This is a genomic window from Pseudomonas sp. FG86, assembly GCF_057808775.1.
In genome coordinates this window covers 49098-68775 of record NZ_JBMDIS010000009.1, presented here as the reverse complement: position 1 = coordinate 68775, position 19678 = coordinate 49098, and the positions used below count along the sequence as shown (strand labels likewise).

Sequence of the window (19678 nt, the reverse complement as noted above, 5' to 3'; positions counted from 1 at the left end):
GCGCACGTCTAAAGAAAACCCCGCACCCTGTATTCCTCTGTCGGGAACTCAGGGCGCGGGGTTTTTGAATGTTGAAGTCGTCAACTTTTTGAAATCACACCGCTCATGTATTCGTTCAAGTCGCGCAAGTCCTTGACGTTCCAGGCATGCGGCGCGACCTTCACCCCATTCTCGCGCAGCGTTTTTGGGATCAGGTCTCCATTCGGGCGGAGTATGACCGAAGACACAATAACGCCCGGATAAGCCGCCAGCCGTTTTTTGAAGGCCGGGGTTGTAAGGTCAGGTGTGGGCGGGTTGCTTTTCTTGGCCAACGGCCCCGTTGCCTTGAGGTCTGGCCCGTGGCACATGGCGCATCGCTGTGAATAGAGGTTTTTGCCATTGGTATTGTCTGCAAGGGACAGTGGCGTTTGAATGAGTGATAAGGTGCCGAGCAAAATGATCAATAGTATTTTCATGTTCATGCGTCCTTGTTGTTGATGTTGTTGTCCGAGTTGGGCGTGTCCGTTGCCTAAGGTTTTTGATCGATGCTGGTGATATCCAATAATGTGCAGCTACCCGATGCCGAGATCGAGCTGACTGCCATCCGCGCCCAGGGCGCCGGTGGTCAGAACGTCAATAAGGTGTCGAGCGCGGTGCACCTGCGGTTTGATATTCCAGCATCGTCGTTGCCGGATTTCTACAAGGAGCGGTTGCTGGCGCTGCGTGACAGTCGGATCACCAGCGAAGGGGTGCTGGTGCTCAAGGCCCAGCAATATCGGACCCAGGAGCAGAACCGCGCCGATGCGCTGGAGCGCCTGGTGGAGTTGATCCTCAGCGCCACCAAGGTCGAGAAGAAGCGCCGCCCCACCAAGCCCACGCTGGGTTCGAAGAAGCGCCGCCTGGAATCCAAGACCAAACGCGGCAGCATCAAGGCCGGGCGCGGCAAGGTCGATTTCTAGGCGCCGCGCGACTCACGGGCCTTGGGCGCTTGCCGGTACAGGTAGACACTCAGCAGCAACCCTCCCAGGGCGGCAAGGGCGGCGAACAGGAAGATCGAGGCGAAGCCGAAGCCTGCCGCCACGGCCCCGGCCAGCGGGCCGGTAATCCCCAGCGACAAGTCGATAAACAACGAGTAAGCCCCTACCGCCGAACCCCGGCTGGACGCGGGCACCAGGTTGACCGCCTCCACCCCGAGCGCCGGGAACACCAGGGAAAAGCCGAAGCCGCTCAACGCCGCCCCAGCCAGGGCCAGGTGGGCATCCGGCGCCAGCCACAGCAACAACAGGCCAAGGATCTCCACTGACAGGCAGGCGATCGCCACGCGAAAGCCGCCAATCCGGTTGATTAAATTGCCGAACAACAGGCGGGCGCCGATAAAGCTGGCACCGAACAGGCTCAAGGCCCACACCGCGTTATCCCAGTGCTGGGTGGTGTAGTACAGGGTGATAAAGGTGGCGATGGTGCCAAAGCCGATGGAGCCCAGGGCCAGCGCGCAACCGTGGGGCAGGACCCGACCCAGCACGTTCATGAACGGCAGGCGCACCCCGGCCACAATCGGCGCCGCTTCCTTGGGCCAGGCCAGGGCGACGCCGATGACCGCCAGCAGAATGATGCTGACCCCCATGCTCCACAACCCGAGATGACTGACCAGCAGCACCCCCAACGGTGCGCCGACCGCCAGCGCGCCGTAGCTGGCGATGCCGTTCCATGAGATCACCTTGGCGGTATTTGTCGCGCCCACACGGCCAATGCCCCAGCCGATGGCGCCCGAACCGACCAGGCTTTCAGCACTGCCCAAGACCAGGCGGCCGATCAGCAGGCTGCCCAGGCTCAAGGCCGGCAGGCTGGAAAACCAGGCTGCGAGCAACATGAACACGCCGCTCAGGCCGCAGCCCACCAGCCCGATCAATACCGCACGCTTGCTGCCCAGGTTGTCGATGATGCGCCCGGCGTAGGGGCGGCTCAGTAAGGTGGCCAGGTATTGCACGCTGATCACCAGCCCGGCGATCACCGCGCCATAGCCCAGTTCACTGTGGACATAGCCGGGCAATACGGCGAGGGGGATGCCGATGTTCAGGTAGCCGATGAAGGTGAACAACACGATGGAAACAACTTGCAGCGTGACCGCCATGGGGCGCTGGGTATCTGGCATGGGAGAGGTCCACTGTCGCAGCAGGTAAAGATAGGCTGCTAATGATACCGGGGCTTTGGTCCGCGCAGGGCGGTAAAACGCAAAAACCTCAGATCAAAAAGACCTCAGGCTCGAGCGGGGGCCAGCAATTGGGTGGTGACCAGGGCGGCCAGCGCATTTTCCTGGGTACCGAAGCGCTTGAGCAAAACGGCTTGTTTGTCCGCGCTGAGGCGGTTCCAGACGTCGACCATCTGCAAGGCCGTATCAAGCACGGCGGTGTCGCGGCTGTCGGGAGGGGTATCGGTCATGGTGGGGATCTCGGGCAATTCAGGCAGTGTGGAAAGCGCTCAAAGGTGCGCTTTCCACACGGTCTGGTACGGCGTCAGTCCTGGCTTTTGCTGTCGACTGGTTTTGCTTCTTTGGCCTCAGGCTGCTTCGCGCTGGCCTGCTGCGGGGTTGGCTGCTCAGTTTCGTGCAGGCTTGGGAAGGGGAGATTAGGTATCTCGTGCATCGTCGTCGCTCCTCGCAAGGTCTGTGGTTTTCAATCGCAGGTGATTCCGCGCTCTCAAAAAGCCTTGGCAGGATACAGCACTGTAAATGACAAAAAGACTTTTATATCGACGGATGTGCGAGCCTTGATTTTTTTACGCAAGTGACAAGAGGCCGCACGGCTAGAACGGCACCTTGCCGAGGATCATGTCGCGGTACATCACGAAATCCCCCAGCAGGCTGTAGAACGGGTGCTGGAAGGTCGCCGGCCGATTCTTTTCGAAGAAGAAGTGGCCCACCCAGGCGAAGCCATAGCCGGCGATGGGCACCGCCAGCAACAGGCCCAGGGAGCCCTTGCCCACCGCATACGCCAAAAAGCCAATCACCAGCGTGGTCCCGATGAAGTGCAGGCGCCGGCACGTGCTGTTGGCGTGCTCCGCCAGGTAATAGGGGTAGAACTCGGCAAAGCTGTTGAATCGCTTGATGTTTTCCACGACGGGCGGCCCTTTGATTGTTATGCCGCCCAACAGATGTTCGGCGGGGAGCTTATTTGAGTCTAGAGTGATCAGTGGTAACAGCCAGTGACAATAGATGCCACTTTAGTATCCTTGGCTTCCTGGCTGCTGGTTGAGCCTGCTTTTTTAAGAAGACGCCATGAGCGAACGAACAACTTCTGCAAGCTGGGCGATGGGGATAGTCAAGGCATTGGAAATGGACGGCCTGGATTGCCGTGCCTTGTTCCAGCAACTGGGCCTGGACTACGCCGCCCTCAACGACCCCGATGCGCGTTTTCCGCAAGACTCCATGACGCGGCTCTGGCAGCGCGCGGTTGAGTTATCGGGCAACCCCGCGATCGGCCTGAACATGGGCAAGGTGGTGCGCCCGGCGTCGTTCCATGTGGCCGGCTATGCGCTGATGTCCAGTAACACCCTGGCCGAAGGTTTTATGCGCCTGGTGCGTTACCAGCGCATCATTGCCGAAAGTGCCGACCTGAGTTTCCGCCTGTTACCCGAAGGTTATGCGCTGATCCTCACGGTTCATGGCGATCACCTGCCACCGACCCGGCAAAGCGCCGAAGCGTCGCTGGCCTGTGCATTGGCATTGTGCGGCTGGCTGACCGGTCGCACCCTGCAACCGCGCAAGGTGCTGTTGCAAGGCGAGCAGCCCGCGAACCTGGCGCCCTACAGGCAAGCGTTCCATGCCCCACTGGAGTTCGACGCGCCCTACGACGCGTTGATCTTCGAGCGCGCCGACATGGACGCGCCGCTGCCCACCGCTAACGAGGCCATGGCGCTGTTGCACGATCGGTTTGCCGGTGAATACCTGGCGCGCTTCTCGGAAAGCCGTGTGACCCACAAGGCTCGGCAGGTACTGTGCCGCCTGTTGCCCCAGGGTGAGCCCAAGCGCGAAGTGGTGGCCCAGACCCTGCACCTGTCCCAGCGCACCTTGCAACGGCGTTTGCAGGAGGAGGGCACCAGTTTCCAGACCTTGCTCGACGACACCCGTCGCGAACTGGCCGAGCAATACCTGGCGCAGCCGAGCATGACCCTGCTGGAAATTGCCTACCTGTTGGGGTTTGCTGACCCGAGCAACTTCTTTCGCGCGTTTCGCCGCTGGTTCGATAGCACGCCCGGCGAGTACCGGGCGCGTCTGTTGGAAACCTCGACGGTCAGTGACGCCAGAACGCAGGAATACACAGAACAAAGACTGTAATGATCTCCAGCCGGCCCAGTAGCATGCCCAGCGACAAAATCCACTTGGCCGCATCCGGCAGGCTGGCGAAGTTGCCGGCCGGGCCGATGGTTTCCCCCAGGCCCGGGCCTACGCCGGACACGGTGCTGGCGGCGCCGGTCAGGGCCGTCATCCAATCCAGGCCCAGCAGCGACAAGGCCAGGGCGATCATGCAGATGGTGATCGCGAAGAAGAACGAGAACGTGAGGATCGAGCGTACGATTTCTTCGTCGAGGCGGTGGCCGTTGTACTTCTGCTTGATCACCGCGCGCGGGTGAATCAGTTGGTTCAAGTTGGCCTTGAGCAGGATATAGGCGACCTGGAAACGGAAGATCTTGATTCCGCCCGCCGTGGACCCCGAGCAGCCGCCGATAAAGCCCAGGTAGAAAAACAGCATTAGTGAGAAGTTGCCCCACAGGCTGTAGTCCCCCAGTGCAAAGCCCGTCGTCGTAACCACCGACGTCACGTTCAGCGCCACATGGCGCAGGGCATCCAGCCAATGCAGGTTGGTGGTCCACCAGTACCAGGTGCCAAGCACCAGCCAGGTCACCAATAACAAGGCGAGCAAACCCTGCACCTGCTGATCCTTGATCAACGCCCGGCGGTTGCCGCGCAACGTGGCGACATACAGGGTGAACGGCAGGCTGCCGAGGATCATCACCACCACCGCCACCCAGTGCACGGCCGGCTGTTTCCAGTGGGCCAGGGACTCATCGGAGGTGGAAAAACCGCCGGTGGAAATCGCCGACATCGCATGGTTGATCGCATCGAACAAGCCCATCCCGGCCCACCAGAACGCCAGGCTGCCGAGGATGGTGATGCCTACGTATGCCGCCACGATCAGCCGCGCCACCATGTGCGAACGCGGCATGACCTTCTCCGAGCGGTCCGAGGATTCGGTCTGGAACAGGCGCATGCCACCGATGCGCAGCAGCGGCAGGATCGCCACCGCCATGCCGATAAAGCCGATACCGCCGAGCCAGTGCAGCAGCGAGCGCCATATCAGGATGCCCGGCGACATGCTGTCCAGCCCGCTCAGGACCGTGGAACCGGTGGCGGTGATACCGGACATGCTTTCGAAGAAGGAGTCGGTGTAGCTGATGTGTTGGGTCAGCAAAAAGGGCAGCGCGGCGAAGATGCACACCACCACCCAACTGCTGACAGTCAGCAGGTACATGTCTCGGGGCCGCAAGTGCACATGCTCCGGGCGCCCGGGGATTACCAGGACCAGGCCGGCGACAAAGGTGATCAGGCTGGCCCACAGGAACGAGGGCAGGTCTTGGGTGCGCTCGAACAGCACCAGGGTGGCCATGGGCACAACCATGGCGATCGCGAGGGTGATCAGGAAGATGCCGATGATGAAACCGATGATGCGTAGGGTCGGCAACGCCATGAAGTGAGCTCGGGTGAAAGGAGAGAGGCGCCATTCTACCTGGGGTGCAGGGCATGTAAACCGGGCCGTCGAGACGATGCAGGTCAACTGTGGGAGGGGGCTTGCCCCCGATAGCGGCCTGTCAGTGAAGGAAGTACCTGCTGACCCACCGCCATCGGGGGCACCCCCCTCACACATGGGGTCTGTGGTAGAAGACATAGCGCAAAAAAAAGGCGACCCGAAGGTCGCCTCATTCAACACGGCACGGATCAGAACTCGTGATCAGCGTTATCCGGGTTCAGGTCGCTGATGCCCAGCTTGCCTGCAGCGGCTTCGATCGAGCCGGTCTGCTTGACCAGCGCAGCGATGGCGTCACGCACGATCTGGTTGCCCGCGTCGTTACCGGCAGCGATCAACTGGTCGTAATGTTCACCCTTGTTGGCATGATCAACCATGACCTGGATCTTCGCTTCGGTCGCGGCCAGGTCGGCCTTCAGGGCGCTATCGGCCGCCGGATCGACCTTGGCCACCAGCGACGACAGGCTGGCGCCCGTCATCTTGGTGCCGTCGACTCGGGTGTATTCGCCCAGGTAGACGTTGCGGATGCCCTTGGCGTCATAGAAGTGCGAGTTGTGGGTGTTGTCGCTGAAGCAGTCCTGCTCGTCTTCCGGCGAGTTGGCCTCCAGGGAAACCTTCATGCGCTCGCCAGCCAGTTCGCCCAAGGACAGGCTGCCCATGCCGAACAGCATTTTGCGCAGGCCGTCGGTGGCAGGTTCTGCCTCCAGGGTGGCGCGGTAGTTGTCTTCGACGTTGGGTTTCCAGTTGCCGACCATTTCTTCCAGGTCGCTGACCAACAGTTGGGTCACGGCGCGCAGGTAAGTGCGGCGACGCTCGTTGTGGCCGCCCGTGGCGCCGTCGCCCGTCATGTAGTCCGATGCAGGGCGGTTGCCGGCACCTGGGCCGGTGCCGTTCAGGTCTTGGCCCCACAGCAGGAATTCGATGGCGTGGTAGCCGGTGGCGACGTTGGCTTCGGAACCGCCGAGCTCATTGAGGCTGGCGAGTTTTTCCGGGGTGATGTCCTTCACGTCGACCTTGTCTTCGCCCACCTGGATCTCGGTATTGGCAATGATGTTGGCGTTGGCGCCTGGGTTACCCAGGGCGTGTTCGTAGGATTTGTCGGTGTAGTCGATCAGGCCTTCGTCCAGGGGCCAGGCGTTCACTTGGCCTTCCCAGTCGTCGATGATGGTATTGCCGAAGCGGAACACTTCGCTCTGCAGGTACGGTACGCGTGCAGCGACCCAGGCGGCACGGGCGGCTTTCAGGGTCTGGTCGTTCGGATTGGCGAGGAAGGTGTCGATCGCGGTCTGCAGGGTTTTCGCGGTGGATTCGGCGTCGCTGTAGACCGCGAATACCATGTCGGCGTAATGCGCGACCACAGCCTTGGCGGCTGCTTCGTCGACCTGGCCGGCAGGGGTGGCAGCCGCTGGAGCGGTAGTGCTGGCAGCCGGGGTCGGCGCCTGGGGCGCAGCGGCTTTGTCTTTACCTTCGCCGCAACCGGCGAGAGAAATGGCAATGGCCAGCAGACTGGCGGTGGCCAGGGGCATACGAATCATGGCGAACATCCTGCTTCGGTTGTTAATAGGGCGCGCGGGGCCGCGCAAAACTGCAACATAATGCGAAAGATTTGCATTTTGTGTAAAGGCTTAAACGAGGGAAATATTCAGTATTGTTTTATCGGCTCAAAGAATGGCTGCGTTATTGCGCTCGGACTGCTTCAAATAAGCTGCCAATTCCCGCGCTGGCAGCGGTTTGCTGTAGTGATAGCCCTGACCCTCGTGGCAGCCTTCGGAGATGATATAGGCCTCTTGCTCCGCGGTTTCCACGCCCTCGGCGATCACCTGCATGCCCAGGCTTTTGCCCAACTGGATGATGGCGCGCACGATGGTTGCATCGTCATCGTCGTCCAGCAGGTCCTGAACGAAGCTCTTGTCGATCTTGATCTTGTCCAGGGGCAGGCTTTTCAGGTAGCTCAAGGATGAATAACCGGTCCCGAAGTCATCGATGGCGATCAGCGCACCGGAACGGCGCAGGCTCAGCAGGTGCTGGGCGGCGGTGCTGATGTCTTCCATCAGGCCGGTCTCGGTCACTTCCAGTTCCAGGCTGCGCGGCGGCAAGCGGTAGATCTGCATGAGGTTATTGACCACTCGCGGCAGCTCGGCGTGGTGCAACTGCACGGTGGACAAGTTGACCGCCATGCGCAGGCCGGTGAAGCCCTGGTCATGCCATTCGCGCAGTTGCCAGCAGGCCTGGTCGAGCACCCATTCGCCAATGGGGATGATGGTGCCGTTCTGTTCCGCCAGCGGGATAAACAAGTCTGGCGGTACCAGGCCATGCTCCGGGTGCTGCCAGCGGATCAATGCCTCGACGCCGACCACACGGTGGTCGCGATAGCTGATCTGCGGCTGGTACACCAGGTGGAACTGGTCGCGGCTCAGGGCGTCGCGCAGGTCTTTTTCCAGTTCGCGGCGACGGCGCATTTCGCTGTCGACGCTGGCGATATAGAACTGGTACCGGTTGCGCGAGCGGCTCTTGGCCAAGGTCATGGTTTGTTCGGCTTTTTGCAGCAGCTTTTCGGTGCTGTCGCCGTCTTCCGGGAACAACGTGATGCCAATGGTGGCGCGCAGGCGGATCAGCTCATGGTCGAGGGCGAATTCCGCTTCCAGGTCATCGAGGATGCTTTGCGCCAGTTCAGCGGCTTCGTACGGCTGGTCGATATCGGCCTGCACCAGGGCAAACTGGTCGCCGCCGAGGCGGGCAAGCGCACCGAGGCGGCCACTGTGGGCGCGCAGGCGGTCGGCCAGGGCGAGCAATAATTTGTCGCCGGCCTGGTAGGTGAACTGCTCGTTGACACTTTTAAAGTCGTCCAGGCCCACGCACAACACGGCCACGCGGCGCTGCCGGCGGCCGGCGTCGATCAGGATCTTGTCCAGTTGCTCCTGCAGTTTCTGGCGGTTCGGCAGGCCGGTGAGAAAGTCGTATTGGGCCATGCGCAGCAGGCTGGATTCAGCTTCGTGGCGCAGGTGGGTATTGCGTTCGATGGATTCGAGCAACTGATTGGCGGTGTTGATCCACAGCCCCAGTTCGTTGCGTTCGTGGCCCTTGAGCTGAGGGATCTTGTGTTCGCTGGGCCGGTCGGGGTTGATCGACGTCAGGTGCTCGATAATCCGCGACAACGGTTTGGTCAGCAGCCAGTGGTACACCAGGTACAGCACCAGGCCCATGGCCAGGGCGCGCAGCACACCGGAAATGAAGATGATCACCGAATTGACAATAAACCCCTGGCCATAGGTGGCTGTGTCGAGGGTGATGCTCAGGTCGCCGTAATATTCGCTGTAGGGGCCTTTGCCGACCAGGGCGGTGGTGAATGTGCGTTCCTGGCCGAGGATCAAGTCGGTCAGCCAGCGGCTGGGGGATTGCTGCATGGCGCGGCTTTTTTCCGCGAGCATGGTTTCGTTGGGATGGCCGATGGAGGCCATGCGCACCGCGTCGTCCTGAAACAGCCCCTCGATCACTTGCATGCCCATCTCGCGGTCCAGGCTATAGACGGCCTGGGTCGAGGGGTCGCGAAACATATCGAGGATGCGCTGGGCATCACTGGCCACGGCCTGGCGTGTCTTGTAGGCATCGAAGACGATCTGCGCGACGCTCAGCGCCACACCCACGATCAATGCCGACAGCAGCACAACCCGTAACAACTTCACCGACAAGCTGTTTTTGAGTTCCAGCTTCAAAGGGTCATTCCTTGTTCCATGCGGGTGGCCTTCAATATGCCATGAGTATTGGCAATCTGGTGAGGGCAGTCAAAGGGACATTAAGAGCAAGAGCCCAATCGACGTTTTGGCTGGATAAACGCGAGACGCGGCAGGTTATCTCATGGCTTGTCTGAAGTGGGCGAGGAGAGGGGCGGGCGCTGCAAGCCCCACTGGGAAAAAAGCGGAGGAGCTGCGCCTTTATTATTCGCAGAGTGTCTTAAAAACTAATCGGACCCTGTGGCTGTTGCTCTTCGCCGCCGATCTTCGCGCCGTCGCCGGCTGTGTCCATTGCTTTATTGGCCATGTCCATTGCGTCTTTTGCCAGATCCATCCCCGTCCCCAGAAGGCCCATTATCATTGAGATTGCACCTGCTCCCGATATCGGATCCATCGTCATTCCTCACACTTGATTAAGAGGTTCATTCCTCCTATCGCTTGTGTGGCGAATTCTGTTGTTGGGTTCCCGTGCTTGTGGCCTGTCTATCCTGCGCCCGTAAAAAAGCCCGGCAATTGCCGGGCTCTTTCTACTGCAAGGGTTGCTTAGGCAGTGAAGGTCTTGCCTTCGAACTGCTCAGCCACGAACTTCCAGTTGACCAGGTTCCAGAACGCTTCCACATACTTTGGACGGGCGTTGCGGTAGTCGATGTAGTAAGCGTGTTCCCAGACGTCGCAGGTCAGCAGCGGGGTGTCGCCGCTGGTCAGCGGGTTGCCGGCGCCGATGGTGCTGGCCAGGGCCAGGGAACCGTCAGCCTTTTTCACCAGCCAGCCCCAACCGGAACCGAAGGTGCCGACGGACGTCTTGGTGAACTCTTCCTTGAACTTGTCGAACGAACCGAACGAAGCGTTGATCGCTTCAGCCAGTGCGCCGGTCGGTTGGCCACCGGCGTTTGGCGCCAGGCAGTTCCAGTAGAAGGTGTGGTTCCAGACCTGAGCGGCGTTGTTGAAGATACCGCCCGAAGAGGATTTGACGATCTCTTCCAGGGTCTTGCCTTCGAACTCGGTGCCAGGCACCAGGTTGTTCAGGTTCACGACATAGGTGTTGTGGTGCTTGTCGTGGTGATATTCCAAGGTTTCCTTGGAGATGTGCGGCTGCAGGGCATCGTGTGCGTAGGGCAGCGGCGGCAATTCGAAAGCCATGATGATTCTCCTAATCAGGTCAGTTGCGGTGAGCGCAAGGCCGATCACGGGCGGCCAAACAAGCGCCGGGGAGTTTGTACTCTTTGCGGCGCAGGGTCCGGATCATAGCACCGGGGGTACTGCAAAACCACGCAACAACTGTGTGGGATAGAGGTTCCAGAGCGTTTTGGAATATTCGTCATGCAGCAATCAATTGATAAGCGACGCTGAACATCATCGCGGCCACCAGCAGGTCCAGCAGGCGCCATGTTGCCGGGCGTGCCAGCCAGGGTGCCAACCAGGCCGCGCCGAGCGCCAGCGTGGCGAACCACAGGAACGAAGCGCTGGCTGCGCCGGCGACGTAGGCGCCGGGTTCGGTCTGCTGCGCGCCGAGCGAGCCAATCAGCAACACCGTGTCCAGGTATACATGGGGATTGAGCAGCGTCACCGCCAGGGCACTGAGCATGACCGCGCGTAATGAACGCACCTTGAGGTTGCCGCCTTGCTCCAGGCTTTGTCTGGAAAACGCCCGGCGCAACGCCAGGGTGCCGTACCACAGCAGGAACGCCGCCCCGCCCCAGCGGGCAATTGCCAGCAACAGCGGGTTCTGCGCCAACACCGTCGCCAGGCCGAAAACCCCGGCGGCGACCAGAATCGCGTCGCACACCACACACAATGCCGCCACTGGCAGGTGATGTTCACGGCGCAGGCTCTGCGCCAATACAAATGCGTTTTGCGTGCCGATCGCCATGATCAGGCCCAGGGCCACCAACAGGCCATTCAGATAGCTTTGCCACATAAGGTTTACTCCGCGTTCGCCGCCAAATGCCGTAGTACGTCCATGGCGCGTTCGGCATCCGCATGGCCGACAAACAGGTGATCGTGGTAATACCCGGCAATCACGTTGCAACTGATGCCGGCCTTGCCCAGCGCGCCGGCGAAGGCGGCGGTCAGGCCCACCGCCTCCAGGGCCAAATGCACATTCAAGGTGATCCAGGCCGCCACATAGTCGAAGGGCAGCCCGGCCAGTTCGGCTTGCTGGCGTTCCAGGATCAGCGTCAGGCCTTGCGGTTCGCGAAAGCTGCCGATCACCTCGCAACCCGCAGGGATACGGTGGTCGGGCAGGGTGCAGAACACATACTCACCCGTGTTCAACTGCGGGCTCATGCTGCGCAGCAGGGTCGCCAGGGCGGTTTCGCCAGCCATGTGAGGTTCCTTTTAAAGAGAGACGCAATGCTGGCTATTCTCATGGGACGAGCTGTATAAGAAAAACCAATATTGCTGATCGCTCATTAGAGAAACTGATGTTCGACTATAAATTGCTCTCCGCCCTGGCGGCGGTGGTGGAACAGGCCGGGTTCGAACGCGGCGCACAGGTGCTGGGGCTGTCGCAGTCGGCAATCTCTCAGCGCATCAAATTGCTGGAAGCGCGGGTCGGCCAGCCGGTGCTGGTGCGGGTTACGCCGCCGACACCCACCGATATCGGCCGGCGCCTGCTCAACCATGTGCAGCAGGTGCGGTTGCTGGAGCGTGACCTGCAAAGCCAGGTGCCGGCACTGGACGAAGAGGGCATGCCCGAGCGCCTGCGTATCGCCCTGAATGCCGACAGCCTCGCCACTTGGTGGGCCGAGGCCGTCAGCGAGTTTTGCGCCGAGCAGCATTTGTTGTTGGACCTGGTGGTGGAAGACCAGACCGTTGGCCTCAAACGCATGCGCGCCGGCGAAGTGGCGGCTTGCATTTGTGCCAGCGAACGCCCGGTGGCCGGTGCACGCAGCTTGTTGCTGGGGGCAATGCGCTATCGGGCGTTGGCCAGCCCGGCCTTTATTGCCCGGCATTTCCCGGCTGGCGTGCGTGCCGATGAACTGGCGCGCACGCCCGCCTTGGTGTTCGGCCCTGATGATTTCCTGCAACACCGTTACCTGGCCTCCCTTGGGGTAGAAGGCGGTTTTGAACATCATTTATGCCCATCATCCGAAGGCTTCATTCGCTTGACTGAAGCCGGGCTCGGCTGGGGCCTGGTGCCGGAGTTGCAGGTGCGCGACCAGTTGCAAAAGGGCGTGTTGCTCGAGTTATTGCCAGATAAGCCCATCGATGTACCGTTGTACTGGCATCATTGGCGCAGTGGCGGGCAACTGCTGGGCTTATTGACCGACCATCTGGCTCAGGCCTGTGGTCAATGGTTGGTGCCGTTGGAGTGATGGCCGGCGTCAAGGCAGCAGCGATGAAAAACGAAAGAACACGGGGTAATACATGAAAATTCTGGTCACCGGCGCAAGCGGCTTCATCGGCGGGCGCTTTGCGCGTTTCGCCCTGGAGCAGGGCCTGGACGTGCGGGTCAACGGGCGGCGCGCCGAAGGTGTGGAACACCTGGTACGGCGCGGCGCCGAGTTTATCCAGGGTGATTTGAATGACGCCGACCTGGTGCGCGACCTGTGCCGCGATGTCGAAGCCGTGGTGCATTGCGCCGGCGCTGTCGGGTTGTGGGGGCGTTATCAGGATTTCCATCAAGGCAATGTGCTGGTGACCGAAAACGTGGTCGAAGCCTGCCTCAAGCAACGGGTCAGGCGCCTGGTGCACCTGTCGTCGCCGTCGATCTACTTCGACGGGCGCGATCACCTCGGGCTGACCGAAGAGCAGGTGCCCAAGCGTTTCAAGCACCCCTACGCCGCCACCAAGTACCTCGCCGAGCAGAAGGTGTTCGGCGCCCAGGAGTTCGGCCTTGAAGTACTGGCCCTGCGCCCGCGTTTTGTCACCGGCGCCGGCGACATGAGCATCTTCCCGCGCCTGCTGAGAATGCAGCGCAAGAACCGCCTGGCCATCGTCGGCGACGGCCTGAACAAGGTCGATTTCACCAGCGTGCACAACCTCAACGAAGCGCTGCTCAGCGGCTTGCTCGCCACCGGTTCGGCGCTGGGCAAGGCCTATAACATCAGCAACGGGACGCCGGTGCCGGTGTGGGATGTGGTGAACTACGTGATGCGCCAGATGGGGATGCCTCAGGTTACCCGTTACCGGTCGTATGGCTTGTCCTACAGCGTAGCGGCGTTGAACGAGGCGTTTTGTGCGATGTGGCCCGGGCGTCCGGAGCCGGCGTTGTCGCGCCTGGGCATGCAGGTGATGAACAAAAATTTCACCCTCGACATCAGCCGGGCCAGGCATTATCTGGACTACGAGCCCAAGGTCAGCCTGTGGACGGCCCTCGACGAGTTCTGCAGTTGGTGGAAAGCCCAGGACCCTGGCTTGAAGTAAGCTCATAACCAGCAACACATCGGGAACCGAATTCCGGGTTCCGGGTCGATCAGTGCAGCGGGACTGCGGTTTATACTCCCGTCGCTCGGCGTTCCAGGTAGCTCCCTCACCGATTCAAGGTTGATTCATGCGTAACGATGCTAATGACGATTTTGACAATGTTCCCAGCCTGCGGGCCGACATCGGGGATGACGATGATTTCGTGCCGACTGCCGCCACGTCCGTGCGCTCGCGCAGTACCCCCGTGGTCAAGGTCAAGAGCGCCAGCACCGGGCCATTGTGGGCGCTGGTCGGTGCGCTGCTGATCGCCTTTGCCGGCCTGGCCTGGTGGAGCTTCCAGCAGATTTCCCTGATGGGCCAGCAATTGGTCGCCACCCAGGAAAGCTTTGCGCGCATCAGTGAAGAAGCGGCGGGGCGCCTGCAGGATATTTCCGGCAAGGTGGTGGCCAGCGAGGCCAGCGTGAACAACGGCAGCGAAGCGCTGAAACTGCAGATCAAGCAGTTGGAAACCCAGTTGCTGGAGCAGAGCAAGCAGCAAGTGGGCGTGGCCGGCCAGGCCACCGAGTTGGACAAGCGCCTGGCGCAAATGACCGCCAGCACCACCGACCTGTCGACCGCCAACGCCAAGCTGCAAGGCCAGGTGCAGGCCCTGACCGATGCCGTGGCGACCCTCAAAGCGGCGCAGGTCGATGCCGGCAAGCGTGATACCGAGATCAGGGAGCTGGCCGCCGACGTGGCGGCCTTGAAGAAGCAGGGCAACCCAAGCGCCGCCGTCGCCCGGCTGGAACAGGACGTCATGGTCCTCAAGAGCGCCCAGGACAACCAGTCAGCCAATAGCGATGCGCCGACCAACAAAGAGTTCGACGTGTTCCGCATCCAGACCACCCGCAATATCACGACCTTACAGAGCCAGGTGCAAAACCTGAATCAGCGCCTCAATGCGCCGGCGGCTGTCACGCCACTCATCCAGTAACACTCGCTCCTGAGTGTGCCTGTGGCGAGGGCTTGCGTGTGGCGAGCGGGCTTGCCCCGCGTTGGGCTGCGCAGCAGCCCCACTCCCGAAGACCGCGTTATTTCAGGTACACCGCGGTGGTCGGTTTTGGGGCTGCTGCGCAGCCCAACGCGGGGCAAGCCCGCTCGCCACGGTTACAGTGTTTCTCCTTAACTGACAGGCATTAGGACAAGCCCGCTCCCCATAGCCAACTCAGTGGTGTGAATGTCACCATCCGGTGACATTTCCCATCCCCTTCGTTACTTGCCCTCGTCCCGCCCTTGTTTAGACTCGGGCCCATCCCATAAAAAATAAAAAGGGCTACCCATGACCACGCAACCACTGCCTGCCAGCAGTTGGCTGAACGCACCTGCCCATCACGCCTGGCTCGCCAACGAAGGCCAGCGCCTGCTGTCATTCGCCAAGGCCGCCCGCTTGCCTGAAGGCTTTGGCAACCTGGACGATCAAGGCCAGTTGCCAGCCAATGCCCAGGCCGAAACCATGAACACCGCTCGCATGACCCACAGCTTCGCCATGGCCCACGCCATGGGCGTACCGGGCTATGCCGAGCTGGTCGCACATGGGGTCGCCGCGCTCAGTGGCCCGCTGCGCGATAGCGAACATGGTGGCTGGTTCGCCGCCCCTCGCGCCTTGGATGGCAACACCGGTAAGGCCGCGTACCTGCACGCCTTTGTCGCCCTGGCCGCGAGCTCGGCGGTGGCGGTGGGTGCACCCGGTGCGCAAACCTTGCTGAACGATGCCGTCTCTATCATCGACCAGTTCTTCTGGAGCGAGGAGGAGGGCGTGATGCTCGAATCCTTTGCCCGGGACTGGAGCAGCGTCGAAGCCTATCGCGGCGCCAACAGCAACATGCACGCCACCGAAGCGTTTCTCGCCCTGGCTGATGTCACCGCCGATACCCGCTGGCTGGACCGTGCTTTGCGTATCGTCGAGCGTGTGATCCAGATCCATGCCGCCGGCAACCAATTCATGGTGATCGAGCATTTCGACGCCCAGTGGCAACCCTTGCTCGACTACAACGAAGACAACCCCGCTGACGGATTCCGCCCCTACGGCATCACCCCTGGCCACGGTTTCGAATGGGCTCGCCTGGTGCTGCACCTGGAAGCTGCACGCCTGCAAGCCGGCCTGGCCACGCCGGGCTGGCTGTTGACCGCCGCCAAAGGCCTGTTCGCCAGTGCCTGCGAGTCTGCATGGGCGGTGGATGGTGCCCCCGGCATCGTCTACACCCTGGATTGGAACCACCGCCCGGTAGTGCGCGAGCGCCTGCACTGGACCCACGCCGAAGCCAGCGCCGCCGCCCAGGCTTTGCTCAAGCGTACCGGCGAGTTGCAGTATGAAACCTGGTACCGGTGCTTCTGGGAGTTTTGTGACACCCATTTTATTGATCGAGCCCATGGCAGTTGGCACCACGAACTCAGCCCGCATAACCAGCCCAGCAGTCGGATATGGGGTGGCAAACCGGACCTGTATCACGCCTGGCAAGCGGTAGTGCTGCCTGCACTGCCCTTGTCCCCAAGCATGGCCAGCGCCTTGGCAGAGGGGTGCTATGTCACCAGATGGTGACATTTGTGCATCCCTTTGTTACCTGCGCTTGCAACATCCCTGTTTAAACTCCGTGCAGCGCAAGCTCCAGACTTGCATGCATAACAACAAAAAAAAGGTACTCAGATGAACGCGATTAATCGCCTCGCCATCGCTATTTCCGTCGCCTCGTTGTTTCCCCTCAGTGCTTTTGCCGCCGACTCGAAAGGGACGGTTGAAGTTGTGCATTGGTGGACCTCCGGTGGTGAGAAAGCGGCCGTAGATGTCCTGAAGGCCCAAGTTGAGAAAGATGGTTTCACCTGGAAAGACGGCGCCGTTGCCGGTGGCGGTGGCGCCACAGCCATGACTGTGCTGAAAAGCCGCGCGGTGGCTGGCAACCCACCAGGTGTTGCCCAGATCAAAGGCCCGGACATCCAGGAATGGGCGTCTACTGGCCTGCTCGATACCGACGTGCTCAAAGACGTCGCGAAAGAAGAAAAGTGGGACTCCCTGCTCGACAAGAAAGTCTCCGATACCGTGAAGTTCGACGGTGACTACGTCGCCGTACCGGTCAACATCCACCGCGTGAACTGGCTGTGGATCAACCCGGCCGTCTTCAAGAAAGCCGGTATCACCAAGAACCCGACCACCCTCGAAGAATTCTACGCAGCCGGCGACAAGCTCAAGGAAGCGGGCTTCATCCCGCTCGCCCACGGTGGCCAGCCTTGGCAGGACAGCACCGTGTTCGAAGCCGTCGTCTTGTCGGTGATGGGGGCCGATGGCTACAAGAAAGCCCTGGTCGACCTGGATAACGGCGCGCTGACCGGTCCGCAGATGGTCAAGGCCCTGACCGAGCTGAAGAAAGTCGCGACCTATATGGACGTCGACGGCAAAGGCCAGGACTGGAACCTCGAGGCCGGCAAGGTCATCAACGGCAAGGCCGGTATGCAGATCATGGGTGACTGGGCCAAGTCCGAATGGACCGCTGCCAAGAAAGTCGCCGGCAAGGATTACGAGTGCGTAGCCTTCCCAGGCACCGACAAGGCCTTCACCTACAACATCGACTCCCTGGCGGTGTTCAAGCAGAAAGACAAAGGCACTGCCGCTGGCCAGCAGGACATCGCCAAGGTCGTGCTGGGTGAAAACTTCCAGAAGGTGTTCAGCATCAACAAGGGGTCGATCCCGGTTCGTACCGACATGCTCAATGAAATGGACAAGCTCGGCTTCGACTCCTGCGCCCAGACCGCGGCCAAGGACTTCCTGGCCGACGCCAAGACCGGCGGCCTGCAGCCAAGCATGGCGCACAACATGGCCACCACCCTGGCCGTGCAAGGTGCGTTCTTTGATGTCGTGACCAACTACATCAACGACCCGAAAGCCGACCCGGCCGACACCGCCAAGAAACTCGGCGCTGCGATCAAGTCTGCCAAGTAACGGTTGACCTTGTGAGGGGGGCCCCTGACCCCTCACAAGGCCTGTTCCTGTAGTCCTTTTTTCCTGTATTGGATTTCCCCATGAGTTCTGTTGCTGTGTTCAGCAAAGCCTCGCCGTTCGATGCACTGCAGCGCTGGCTCCCCAAACTGGTGCTGGCGCCCAGCATGTTCATCGTGTTGGTGGGCTTCTACGGCTACATCCTGTGGACGTTTGTACTGTCGTTCACGACGTCTACGTTCCTGCCGAGCTACAAATGGGCGGGCCTTGCGCAATACGAGCGGTTGTTCGACAACGATCGCTGGTGGGTCGCGAGCAAGAACCTGGCCCTTTTCGGCGGGATGTTTATCGGTATCACCTTGGTGATTGGCGTGACACTGGCGATTTTCCTCGACCAGAAAATTCGTCGCGAAGGCTTTATCCGCACCATTTACCTGTACCCGATGGCGCTCTCGATGATCGTCACCGGTACGGCGTGGAAATGGCTGCTCAACCCAGGCATGGGCCTGGACAAACTCCTGCGTGACTGGGGCTGGGAAGGCTTCCGTCTCGACTGGCTGATCGACCCGGATCGCGTGGTCTACTGCCTGGTGATCGCCGCGGTGTGGCAAGCCTCCGGTTTTATCATGGCGATGTTCCTGGCCGGCCTGCGTGGCGTGGACCAGTCGATCATCCGTGCCGCGCAGATCGATGGCGCGAGCATGCCGCGCATCTACTGGAGCGTGGTGCTGCCAAGCCTGCGTCCGGTGTTCTTCAGTGCGGTGATGATCCTGGCACACATTGCAATCAAGAGTTTCGACCTGGTGGCAGCGATGACTGCTGGCGGCCCGGGTTACTCCTCCGACCTGCCAGCGATGTTCATGTACTCGTTCACCTTCAGTCGTGGCCAGATGGGCATGGGCTCGGCCAGTGCAATCCTGATGCTCGGTGCGATCCTCGCGATCATCGTGCCGTACCTGTATTCCGAGCTGAGGACCAAGCGTCATGACTAGTCTCGCCTCCAAACCTGCCATCAGCCTGAGTCGCATCGCGATCTATGCGGTGCTGATCCTCGCGGTACTGCTGTACCTGGTACCGCTGGTGGTGATGCTGCTCACCAGCTTCAAGACCCCGGAAGACATCAGTACCGGCAACCTGCTGAGCTGGCCAACCGTGGTCACCGGCATCGGCTGGGTCAAGGCCTGGGCCACCGTCGACGGTTACTTCTGGAACTCGATCAAGATCACCGTGCCGGCCGTGTTGATTTCTACCGCCATCGGCGCGTTGAACGGCTATGTGCTGTCGTTTTGGCGCTTCCGTGGTTCACAGTTGTTCTTCGGTTTGCTGTTGTTCGGCTGCTTCCTGCCGTTCCAGACCGTTCTGCTGCCGGCCTCGTTCACCCTCGGCAAGATGGGGCTGGCCAGCACCACCACCGGCCTGGTGTTTGTGCACGTGGTCTACGGCCTGGCGTTCACCACGCTGTTTTTCCGTAACTACTACGTCAGCATTCCCGATGCGCTGATAAAGGCGGCGCGACTGGACGGTGCAGGATTCTTCACCATCTTCCGTCTGATCATCCTGCCGATGTCGACCCCGATCATCATGGTCTGCCTGATCTGGCAGTTCACCCAGATCTGGAACGACTTCCTGTTCGGCGTGGTGTTCTCCAGCGGCGACTCCCAGCCCATCACGGTGGCGCTGAACAACCTGGTCAACACCAGCACCGGGGCCAAGGAATATAACGTGGATATGGCGGCGGCGATGATCGCCGGGCTGCCGACCCTGCTGGTCTATGTGATCGCAGGCAAGTATTTCGTGCGCGGCCTCACGGCCGGCGCGGTCAAGGGGTAATC

20 protein-coding genes are annotated in these 19678 nt (G+C 60.9%); 9 read left to right on the top strand and 11 right to left on the bottom strand.

Features of this window, described 5'->3' with window-relative positions:
* Positions 1-80: 80 nt before the first annotated feature.
* Positions 81-455 carry a c-type cytochrome gene (locus ACODSV_RS08850; RefSeq protein ID WP_024077109.1) on the bottom strand — a complete coding sequence of 125 codons (375 nt, stop codon included), beginning with the start codon at positions 453-455 and terminating at the stop codon, positions 81-83.
* A gap of 69 nt (positions 456-524) precedes the next feature.
* Between ACODSV_RS08850 and arfB the strand changes: the two genes are divergently transcribed.
* Positions 525-938, top strand: coding sequence for an alternative ribosome rescue aminoacyl-tRNA hydrolase ArfB (gene arfB / locus ACODSV_RS08845; RefSeq protein WP_024077108.1), 414 nt, complete (start codon positions 525-527; stop codon positions 936-938).
* Here the strand turns inward: arfB and ACODSV_RS08840 are convergent.
* The 3 genes from ACODSV_RS08840 to ACODSV_RS08830 form a co-directional block, all read right to left on the bottom strand.
* Positions 935-2131 (bottom strand): MFS transporter, encoded by a 1197-nt coding sequence (locus ACODSV_RS08840; RefSeq protein WP_024077107.1) that lies wholly within the window; start codon positions 2129-2131, stop codon positions 935-937. The genes arfB and ACODSV_RS08840 overlap by 4 nt on opposite strands.
* A 104-nt stretch (positions 2132-2235) precedes the next feature.
* Positions 2236-2418 carry a hypothetical protein gene (locus tag ACODSV_RS08835; protein ID WP_024077106.1) on the bottom strand — a complete coding sequence of 61 codons (183 nt, stop codon included), beginning with the start codon at positions 2416-2418 and terminating at the stop codon, positions 2236-2238.
* A gap of 363 nt (positions 2419-2781) precedes the next feature.
* The gene (locus tag ACODSV_RS08830) at positions 2782-3093 is read right to left on the bottom strand and encodes an Mpo1-like protein (protein ID WP_069076941.1); all 312 of its coding nucleotides are present in this window, start codon (positions 3091-3093) and stop codon (positions 2782-2784) included.
* A 160-nt stretch (positions 3094-3253) separates the two neighbouring features.
* Between ACODSV_RS08830 and ACODSV_RS08825 the strand changes: the two genes are divergently transcribed.
* Positions 3254-4312, top strand: a complete 1059-nt coding sequence (locus ACODSV_RS08825; protein WP_069076942.1) for an AraC family transcriptional regulator — start codon at positions 3254-3256, stop codon at positions 4310-4312.
* Here ACODSV_RS08825 and ACODSV_RS08820 read toward each other — a convergent pair.
* The 7 genes from ACODSV_RS08820 to ACODSV_RS08790 all read right to left on the bottom strand — a co-directional run bounded on the left by ACODSV_RS08820 (position 4269) and on the right by ACODSV_RS08790 (position 11836).
* Positions 4269-5723, bottom strand: a complete 1455-nt coding sequence (locus ACODSV_RS08820) for a TrkH family potassium uptake protein (RefSeq protein WP_024077102.1) — start codon at positions 5721-5723, stop codon at positions 4269-4271. The two genes, ACODSV_RS08825 and ACODSV_RS08820, sit on opposite strands and share 44 nt — an antisense overlap.
* Before the next feature lie 248 nt (positions 5724-5971).
* A complete protein-coding gene (locus ACODSV_RS08815; RefSeq protein WP_024077101.1) occupies positions 5972-7315 on the bottom strand; it encodes an imelysin family protein in 1344 nt (447 codons plus the stop codon).
* A 126-nt stretch (positions 7316-7441) separates the two neighbouring features.
* On the bottom strand, positions 7442-9493 hold the full coding sequence (locus tag ACODSV_RS08810; RefSeq protein WP_150095313.1) for a putative bifunctional diguanylate cyclase/phosphodiesterase: 2052 nt from the start codon (positions 9491-9493) through the stop codon (positions 7442-7444).
* Between the two features lie 238 nt (positions 9494-9731).
* Entirely contained in the window at positions 9732-9905 is a 174-nt protein-coding gene (locus ACODSV_RS08805) for a hypothetical protein (protein WP_158244156.1), read from the bottom strand.
* A 149-nt stretch (positions 9906-10054) separates the two neighbouring features.
* Positions 10055-10651: a superoxide dismutase [Fe] gene (sodB, locus tag ACODSV_RS08800; protein ID WP_024077098.1), complete on the bottom strand. Its 597-nt coding sequence runs from the start codon at positions 10649-10651 to the stop codon at positions 10055-10057.
* Between the two features lie 178 nt (positions 10652-10829).
* Entirely contained in the window at positions 10830-11429 is a 600-nt protein-coding gene (locus tag ACODSV_RS08795) for a LysE/ArgO family amino acid transporter (RefSeq protein ID WP_069076944.1), read from the bottom strand.
* A 5-nt stretch (positions 11430-11434) separates the two neighbouring features.
* Entirely contained in the window at positions 11435-11836 is a 402-nt protein-coding gene (locus ACODSV_RS08790; protein WP_150053883.1) for an ACT domain-containing protein, read from the bottom strand.
* Positions 11837-11934: 98 nt separating this feature from the next.
* Between ACODSV_RS08790 and ACODSV_RS08785 the strand changes: the two genes are divergently transcribed.
* From ACODSV_RS08785 to ACODSV_RS08755, 7 genes are all read left to right on the top strand, one after another.
* Positions 11935-12828: a LysR family transcriptional regulator ArgP gene (locus ACODSV_RS08785; protein WP_024077095.1), complete on the top strand. Its 894-nt coding sequence runs from the start codon at positions 11935-11937 to the stop codon at positions 12826-12828.
* Between the two features lie 52 nt (positions 12829-12880).
* On the top strand, positions 12881-13879 hold the full coding sequence (locus tag ACODSV_RS08780) for an NAD-dependent epimerase/dehydratase family protein (protein WP_150053884.1): 999 nt from the start codon (positions 12881-12883) through the stop codon (positions 13877-13879).
* A gap of 127 nt (positions 13880-14006) precedes the next feature.
* Entirely contained in the window at positions 14007-14852 is an 846-nt protein-coding gene (locus ACODSV_RS08775; protein WP_150053885.1) for an ATPase, read from the top strand.
* A 345-nt stretch (positions 14853-15197) separates the two neighbouring features.
* The gene (locus ACODSV_RS08770; RefSeq protein ID WP_150056095.1) at positions 15198-16457 is read left to right on the top strand and encodes a D-mannose isomerase; all 1260 of its coding nucleotides are present in this window, start codon (positions 15198-15200) and stop codon (positions 16455-16457) included.
* Between the two features lie 105 nt (positions 16458-16562).
* Positions 16563-17849, top strand: coding sequence for an ABC transporter substrate-binding protein (locus ACODSV_RS08765; protein ID WP_150056094.1), 1287 nt, complete (start codon positions 16563-16565; stop codon positions 17847-17849).
* 80 nt (positions 17850-17929) lie between these two features.
* Positions 17930-18838, top strand: a complete 909-nt coding sequence (locus ACODSV_RS08760; protein WP_024077090.1) for a carbohydrate ABC transporter permease — start codon at positions 17930-17932, stop codon at positions 18836-18838.
* On the top strand, positions 18831-19676 hold the full coding sequence (locus tag ACODSV_RS08755; RefSeq protein ID WP_024077089.1) for a carbohydrate ABC transporter permease: 846 nt from the start codon (positions 18831-18833) through the stop codon (positions 19674-19676). Before ACODSV_RS08760 ends, ACODSV_RS08755 begins: the two co-directional genes overlap by 8 nt.
* Positions 19677-19678 lie beyond the last annotated feature (2 nt).

Bases quoted from the DNA above. Each gene is read 5' to 3' on its own strand.
- ACODSV_RS08850 (WP_024077109.1), bottom strand. From the start codon at position 455: ATGAAAATACTATTGATCATTTTGCTCGGCACCTTATCACTCATTCAA.
- arfB (WP_024077108.1), top strand. From the start codon at position 525: ATGCTGGTGATATCCAATAATGTGCAGCTACCCGATGCCGAGATCGAG.
- ACODSV_RS08840 (WP_024077107.1), bottom strand. From the start codon at position 2,131: ATGCCAGATACCCAGCGCCCCATGGCGGTCACGCTGCAAGTTGTTTCC.
- ACODSV_RS08835 (WP_024077106.1), bottom strand. From the start codon at position 2,418: ATGACCGATACCCCTCCCGACAGCCGCGACACCGCCGTGCTTGATACG.
- ACODSV_RS08825 (WP_069076942.1), top strand. From the start codon at position 3,254: ATGAGCGAACGAACAACTTCTGCAAGCTGGGCGATGGGGATAGTCAAG.
- ACODSV_RS08820 (WP_024077102.1), bottom strand. From the start codon at position 5,723: ATGGCGTTGCCGACCCTACGCATCATCGGTTTCATCATCGGCATCTTC.
- ACODSV_RS08815 (WP_024077101.1), bottom strand. From the start codon at position 7,315: ATGATTCGTATGCCCCTGGCCACCGCCAGTCTGCTGGCCATTGCCATT.
- ACODSV_RS08805 (WP_158244156.1), bottom strand. From the start codon at position 9,905: ATGGATCCGATATCGGGAGCAGGTGCAATCTCAATGATAATGGGCCTT.
- sodB (WP_024077098.1), bottom strand. From the start codon at position 10,651: ATGGCTTTCGAATTGCCGCCGCTGCCCTACGCACACGATGCCCTGCAG.
- ACODSV_RS08795 (WP_069076944.1), bottom strand. From the start codon at position 11,429: ATGTGGCAAAGCTATCTGAATGGCCTGTTGGTGGCCCTGGGCCTGATC.
- ACODSV_RS08790 (WP_150053883.1), bottom strand. From the start codon at position 11,836: ATGGCTGGCGAAACCGCCCTGGCGACCCTGCTGCGCAGCATGAGCCCG.
- ACODSV_RS08785 (WP_024077095.1), top strand. From the start codon at position 11,935: ATGTTCGACTATAAATTGCTCTCCGCCCTGGCGGCGGTGGTGGAACAG.
- ACODSV_RS08780 (WP_150053884.1), top strand. From the start codon at position 12,881: ATGAAAATTCTGGTCACCGGCGCAAGCGGCTTCATCGGCGGGCGCTTT.
- ACODSV_RS08775 (WP_150053885.1), top strand. From the start codon at position 14,007: ATGCGTAACGATGCTAATGACGATTTTGACAATGTTCCCAGCCTGCGG.
- ACODSV_RS08770 (WP_150056095.1), top strand. From the start codon at position 15,198: ATGACCACGCAACCACTGCCTGCCAGCAGTTGGCTGAACGCACCTGCC.
- ACODSV_RS08765 (WP_150056094.1), top strand. From the start codon at position 16,563: ATGAACGCGATTAATCGCCTCGCCATCGCTATTTCCGTCGCCTCGTTG.
- ACODSV_RS08760 (WP_024077090.1), top strand. From the start codon at position 17,930: ATGAGTTCTGTTGCTGTGTTCAGCAAAGCCTCGCCGTTCGATGCACTG.
- ACODSV_RS08755 (WP_024077089.1), top strand. From the start codon at position 18,831: ATGACTAGTCTCGCCTCCAAACCTGCCATCAGCCTGAGTCGCATCGCG.